Consider the following 6,692-nt stretch of genomic DNA (forward strand, 5'->3'; position numbering starts at 1 on the left):
GAAGAAAGACCTTACGTAATGCTTTGTCGGGTGTGATTGAGCTGGAAGCGCTTGAAGAGCTAGATATTGATGCTGGATTGCGCCCTGAAAATTTAAGTCTTGCCCAGTATGCGGCCTTGACCAACTGGAAGCCTTAGCTTCCAGTTTTCATCATTGCAGCCATTCCAATCACCTCTTCTGGGGCTTCGAATAATGGCAGCAGAGCCTCGTCGGCGTCTTCTTCACTCATACTAAAAAATTCGAATAAATCTTCGGGTGTCTTCTTGATCGTTTGTGGAATCACACCGTGTTTACCCAACATATATTGAGTGATGTGCAGTAACTTTGCGTACTGTGCGTGTTCATCATCGTAATCTGGATTTTTCTGATGGCGCAGTGCCACGACCACTTCATCAGGTAAGGTCCAAACATTCATCAACATACTGCCGACTTGTTCACTTGTCAGATCGAGACAGTAAGCCTCTAGAATCGATGGATCAACGTGTGCATTTGCTTCTTTATAACGACATAGAAGCGCGTGATGAGGTGGGAAAATATGTGCGAGCACTAAATAGCCAAAATTATGAAGCAGACCAGAAAGATAGGCCATGCCATAGCTAGGGCGATAAGCAGGGCTGATTTTACGAATCAGTGCTGTTGTTCCTAGCGCCATCCACAATGCTTTTTGCCAATAAGGTAAGTAGCCTTCAGGCTCATCCGTTGGCAGATTAAGCGTGCGTCCCAGCGATAAGCCCATTGATAGGTTCATCACTAGATCAAAACCTAGTACGCGTACGATTGCATCGTGCACCGATTTAACTGAGCCGCTTGTACTATAAAACGAACTCGATGCCCAACTAACTACCTGTGCCGAAAGGCTTGGATCTTTTTCTACGATAGTCGACAGTTCTTCGCTGCTCGCGTCGGGATTGGCGCGTAAACGAATAATATCGCGTGCACTTTCCGGAAGAGGAGGAAGCTCTAGAGTATCTTCGATTCGTTGCTTGATACGAATCGTTGTGAACTTCTCAAGAGCCGTGACAATATCGACTTCATCTTTACGTGCGTCCTTGCGTTGATTGACGCTATCAATTGCTACCGAGAAGTCTCCGGTTTGTGCTTTCTGAAGCATCTTGTTGAAAATGCTTCGCTTAATTCGAATGAGATCTTTTGCTAAACCAATATCAACGAAGGCGTACTCACTGGTATTGTCTTGGAGCGCATTATCAACGATTGTCGGTATGCCCGTGATGTCGGGGATGGCCGGGATCGCGTTAAGTTCATATTGGCTTAACAAGCTATTTTGATCGCTTTGCTCAACCACTTTAAGTTCACGACCCATACAATTATTGAGTAACTCCGGACAAATAAAGCGATCGGCTGGGAAAAGTACTTGGGCACGGCCTAGCATATCTGACATAAGCGTTAAGCAAACGCGATCAGCGTCATCTACATCGTGGCGTGGGATGATTTCTGGTGCCTCATAATCATTATGTTCTGCATATTGATTAAGTGAGTCGATGATAATAGCGGGAATGCTCATAGGCCTTGATACTGCTCCGTGAAATAAATATTGCCGGCATCGATACTGCGTAGCCGAACTCCATGTAGTTTTTAGTGTAGAACAAGATAATCAGACAGGCATAAAAAAGCGCGTCTTTGACGCGCTTTGTGAGCTAGTAAGGTGTTTTAGCAAAAAAACATCTGTGAAAGGTATTCAGAAAGAGCCGCTACATTGTCTGCTTCGGCTTCATTATGAGGTACGAAAATAGGCATAAAGCTCTCCAGTAATTATTGTTTGAAAGGGTTTGTGCACTTGAAATACTACGCAAAGTAAGAGGACAAGGCTTGACTTGCTGAACCAAGTTGTTGACGATTTGTATCAATCCTTTTGATGAGAGAAGCGTATTGAGTCAAGGTGTCGCGACTGAAGAATTAAAATCTGAGCTAAGCGTTCAGGCCGTCACTTATCGCGCGTTATTCCTTCGCTTGATCGATAATGGTTACTCCGAATCCCTCTTACAATCTCGTTATGGGCTTTCCCTTTCTTACTTAGACGCTGAAGAAAATAGAGTTCCATTAGATCGCTATTATGCGCTTTGGCGTGATGCGGTATCGTATACAAAAGAACCGGATCTAGCCTTACAACTTGCCGCTGAAGAACTGTCTCAGAGCATGGGTTTGGTAGGGCATGTATTCTTTAACTGCAAGACCTTGAGAAGCGCAATTGAACACTACCAGCGCTATTATCGCATCGTAAACGAAAGTATTCAGATCGAATTGCAGAGTAACGATCAAGACTTTGCGATTTGTTATCACGTTAAAGAACCCGCGATCTATTCTTCCTATGAAATGGAGTACAGTCTTGCTCTAGCGGCATATCGTGCCAGAAGATTATTGCAGAGTGGTTTAGATATTCGTTACGTGAGTTTTCCTCACTCTAAGCCTGCTTATGCGGCTAGCTACGAAACCTTGTTCCAGTGCCCAGTAAAGTTTGATCAGCCAGTGGCCTCGATTGTATTTAACGCGGCATATTTAGATTATCCAATGCCTCGAAATAGCCCAACCTTGTACCGCGTGTTGACGGTGCATCTCGACCGGATTCTAGCATCTTTGAAAGCGAATCTTTCAATCAAAGAGCAGGTTCGACAAATTGTTGCTAAGAAGCTTTCTGATCCTAATTTAGATGCTGGCACTGTTGCTAGGCGTTTAAATATGAGCCGTAATACTCTATACAGAAGGCTAAAAAAAGAAGGTGTTTCTTATCATGAGATTGTGGATGAGGTTCGTTCTGAATTTGCGATTCGCAGTATAAAAGAAGACAAGTACAGTTTTACCGAGCTAGCTTTTTTATTGGGGTTCTCTGAGGTGAGTGCCTTTAGTCGAGCCTTTAAACGTTGGACAGGTAGTACGCCTAATAAGTACGGAAAGTAATATTTCAGTACTAAACCTCAGCAAATTGTTGTCTATTTCCAACCCAGCGTTCAATTAGCGCGCTTGATTGTCTTGGGTAGCGTTGCATTATTTGAGCAACCTGTTTGACGGTATCTAGCCAAGCCGCATCACGTTGAATGTCCGCAATTCTGAAAGAGACCAATCCGGTTTGTCGTGTCCCTAATACTTCACCGGGCCCGCGAATTTCGAGATCTTTTTCAGCGATCTTGAATCCGTCGTTGCTTTCTCTCATCGCAGAGAGTCTCTCTTTGCCGTTTTGAGAGAGCGGTGGGTGATACATGAGTGCGCAATAGCTCTTATGTTCTCCTCGACCCACGCGACCACGAAGCTGATGTAACTGCGCTAAGCCGAGTCTTTCAGGGTTTTCGATAATGATTAATGAAGCGTTTGGCACATCGACCCCTACTTCTATAACCGTTGTCGCCACGAGTAGGTCTATTTTTCCTGACTTGAATTGCTCCATCATGAACGACTTTTCGTCGGCCTTCATTCGGCCATGAACGAGCCCTACTGTAAGCTCTGGAAGTTGCTCGTTCAGCCATGCAGCGCTAGCTTCTGCAGCTTGGCACTGTAAGGCTTCAGATTCTTCAATTAATGTGCAGACCCAATAAGCTTGGCGACCCTCTTCGCAGATAGACTGTACGCGACTGAGGATGTCCTGACGTCGTGTGTCTGGCAGCACAAAGGTCTCTATGGCTTGTCTGCCGGCGGGTAGCTCGTCAATGACTGAGGTGTCTAGGTCGGCATAGGCACTCATTGCGAGCGTTCGCGGAATAGGGGTGGCCGTCATAATGAGCTGATGAGGTGTTGTGTTTTGCTTGCCTTTGTTTTTTAACGCTAAGCGCTGATGCACACCAAAGCGATGTTGTTCATCGATGATCGCTAATCCCAGTTCAGCAAATTGCACATCCTCTTGAAATAAAGCGTGTGTTCCGACCACTACTTGCGCTGATCCGTCTGCGATGGTGATAAGTTCTTGCTCACGTTTCTTTCCTTTCACTTTGCCGCTAAGCCAGCCAACTTTTATACCTAAGGGTGCAAGCCACGACTTGAAATTAGCAAAGTGTTGTTCAGCAAGAATTTCGGTTGGCGCCATGAACGCGACTTGATGACCGTGGGACACTGCGCGCAACGCGGCTAGTGCTGCAACAACAGTTTTTCCAGAACCGACATCCCCTTGGACGAGCCTTAGCATTGGGAATGGATGAGATAAGTCGCCAGCAATTTCATCGCTAACACGTTGTTGGGCTCCCGTTAGCGAGAAAGGTAATGAATTCAAGAATTCATTTTTTATAGCTTCACTATCGCTTGTAGCGACGAATGCAGGTGATGCTTTGCTTTGAATGCTACTTCGAAGTTGCAGAAGGCTGAGGTGATGCGCCAATAGCTCCTCAAAAATAAGTCGTTGTTGATATGGGTGCTCGCCTTCTAGCAAGGCATGTTGATCAGCATCCGTTGGTGGCGCATGAAGGTAACGAACGGCTTCTTGAAGGCTTGGGAGTTGCAGATCTTTTAAGATCGAGCCAGGAATAAGTTCGGTTACTTGGTGTCTGTCTAGATAGCCTAAAGCGCTAGCGCATAGCTTACGTAAACGAGGTTGTTGCACACCTTCAGTGAGCGTATAGATAGGCGTGAGCTTTTCTGGAGGAGAGTGTTTATCACCAGGTTTTAAAACTTGATATTCCGGATGATAAAACTCTAAGCCTGTTTGTCCTAAGCGAGCTTCGCCATAGCAACGCACTCGTGAGCCATTGCTTAATTGTTTCGCTTGAGCAGCACTGAAGTGGTAGAAACGCAGCGCAACTTGCCCAGAACTATCTCTGACGTGTACTTCCAAACTTTTGCGTCGTCCGATAACCACGCGACTGCCTTTTACTTCTGCTTCAAACAGTACATGTTGGCCTACACGTATTTGTGACAAAGGTACAATGCGCGTTCTATCCTCGTAACGAAAAGGGAGGTGGAATATAAGATCCTGCACGCTATGTAAATCAAGCTTACTAAGCGTTAGAGCGAATTTTTCTCCAACACCTTTGAGTTGGGTAAGTGGAACTTCGTTGAGGCTAGCCATTATTGAATTTATTTGCTTGAAGCGTATGAGTATTGTTGGTCGCACATTTCTAGTAATGTTAGAGGGTTTTCATATGGAATGCAGTAGATAAAAGGGTGGGTATGCAGCACAAAAGTTTATTTGTTGGATTTGGACAGATCGCTAGTAAAGTCGCTTTGGGGTTTGAGTCGGAGCGATGTATCGATGTACTAAAGCGCTCGTCTATTGATGCTCCAGACCAATTTGCGTGTGTAGAGCATACGTTTTTGGGAGATATTAGTGAGGCAAGTACGTGGACGAATGTACCTGATAACTATAATGCGATTTTGTTTTGTGTCACGCCCGGCGGTCGGGGAGCGGAAGCGTACCGACGCGTTTTCTACGATGCCCTTACTCACTGCATAACGAAATTTAAAAGTTTAAAGACTCCGCCACACCTCTTTTTTGTCTCAAGTACGAGTGTCTATGCTCAGGATGATGACTCTGTGGTCGATGAGTTGAGTCCTGCCAACGGTATGAGTGAGACGAGTAAAGTGCTGGTTCAGGCAGAAAATTTATTGAGGGATAGCTCCCTGCCGAGCACTATTATCCGCTTTAGCGGAATTTATGGAGGTTCGCGTCGACGCATTATTGATCAAGTTTTGTCTCAAGAGCCTGTATTGAGTGACGCTCTTAGACGCAGCAACCGAATTCATGAAGAAGATGCAGTGGGTTTTCTAACATTTTTGATGAAGTCGCATGCGCAAGGTCAGGCACTGGATGAGCTCTATGTTTGTACTGATGATAATCCTGTCGATATGAACGAGGTGTATGCGTTTATCGCGGACAAACTCGATGTTAATCTGAACGACAGTCGCATTGAGGCAGTGAGGCGCAGGGCGGGAAATAAGCGTTTAAGTAATAAGAGAATGCAGGAGACTGGATATCAACTTAAATTCTCTTCGTTCAAGGAAGGGTATGCAAATATGTTGGAAGTGATTGATCAATGAGCGCGCTTTTGTGAGGCGCGCTCACTCTTAATGTTTTATGAAAGGGTAACGATTCCATCCATTTCTACTTCTGCGCCTTTTGGCAATTCAGCCACGCCGATCGCAGCGCGCGCTGGGTAAGGTTTTTGGAAGTAGGTAGCCATTACTTCATTGACCGCGGCAAAATTACCTAAGTCTGTGAGGAAGATATTTAGCTTCACGATATCTTGAAGTGAACCACCAGAAGCTTCACATACTGCTTTTAGGTTTTCGAACACGCGCTTAATTTGATTCTCGATGCCGCCACCAACAAGCTCCATGCTCTGTGGATCAAGAGGAATTTGACCTGAAAGGTACAAAGTATTACCTGCCTTCACTGCTTGCGAGTAGGTACCAATCGCTGCTGGTGCAGCATCTGACTGAATAATTGATTTGTTGCTCATATCTAAACCTTACCTATTGTTGCGCCAAATGTAAATGAGCGCTTTTAGTGATTGATAATTCTTTGAATGCGAATCACTGCTTTAATGTTACGTAGTCGGCGAATCACACGAGCAAGATGGCGTCGACCTTGAATGTAGATGACGGCCTCTATCGTGCTCATATGAGGGTTCTGCTCGCTGACACCAATGTGTTCGATATTTGCCTCGGCGCGAGTGATTGCAGATGCTAACTCGGCAATAATGCCGCGCTGTCTTTCGAGCTCAATACGCAATTCAACCGCAAATTCATCCGTAATA

At 45.3% G+C, this 6,692-nt stretch carries 6 protein-coding genes; 2 read left to right on the plus strand and 4 right to left on the minus strand.

Annotation, left to right across the window (positions count from 1 at the left end; translation table 11 throughout):
• Positions 1-133: 133 nt before the first annotated feature.
• The gene (locus A3762_RS07745; RefSeq protein ID WP_068480240.1) at positions 134-1,522 is read right to left on the minus strand and encodes an HDOD domain-containing protein; all 1,389 of its coding nucleotides are present in this window, start codon (positions 1,520-1,522) and stop codon (positions 134-136) included.
• Positions 1,523-1,887: 365 nt separating this feature from the next.
• Here A3762_RS07745 and A3762_RS07750 point away from each other — a divergent pair, with 365 nt between their 5' ends.
• Positions 1,888-2,913: an AraC family transcriptional regulator gene (locus A3762_RS07750; RefSeq protein ID WP_197469132.1), complete on the plus strand. Its 1,026-nt coding sequence runs from the start codon at positions 1,888-1,890 to the stop codon at positions 2,911-2,913.
• 10 nt (positions 2,914-2,923) lie between these two features.
• On the opposite strand, the gene recG is transcribed toward A3762_RS07750, so the two are convergent.
• Positions 2,924-5,005, minus strand: coding sequence for an ATP-dependent DNA helicase RecG (gene recG / locus A3762_RS07755; protein WP_068480242.1), 2,082 nt, complete (start codon positions 5,003-5,005; stop codon positions 2,924-2,926).
• 101 nt (positions 5,006-5,106) lie between these two features.
• Between recG and A3762_RS07760 the strand changes: the two genes are divergently transcribed.
• Positions 5,107-5,973 carry a hypothetical protein gene (locus tag A3762_RS07760; RefSeq protein ID WP_068473007.1) on the plus strand — a complete coding sequence of 289 codons (867 nt, stop codon included), beginning with the start codon at positions 5,107-5,109 and terminating at the stop codon, positions 5,971-5,973.
• Between the two features lie 35 nt (positions 5,974-6,008).
• Here A3762_RS07760 and A3762_RS07765 read toward each other — a convergent pair whose 3' ends face one another.
• Complete coding sequence (locus A3762_RS07765) at positions 6,009-6,395, minus strand: RidA family protein (protein ID WP_068480244.1); 387 nt, start codon at positions 6,393-6,395, stop codon at positions 6,009-6,011.
• A 44-nt stretch (positions 6,396-6,439) separates the two neighbouring features.
• Positions 6,440-6,692, minus strand: a 253-nt coding sequence (locus tag A3762_RS07770) for an ACT domain-containing protein (protein ID WP_369820675.1), incomplete at its 5' end; no start/stop codon positions are given.

The sequence above is a fragment of the Oleiphilus sp. HI0125 genome, assembly GCF_001635355.1.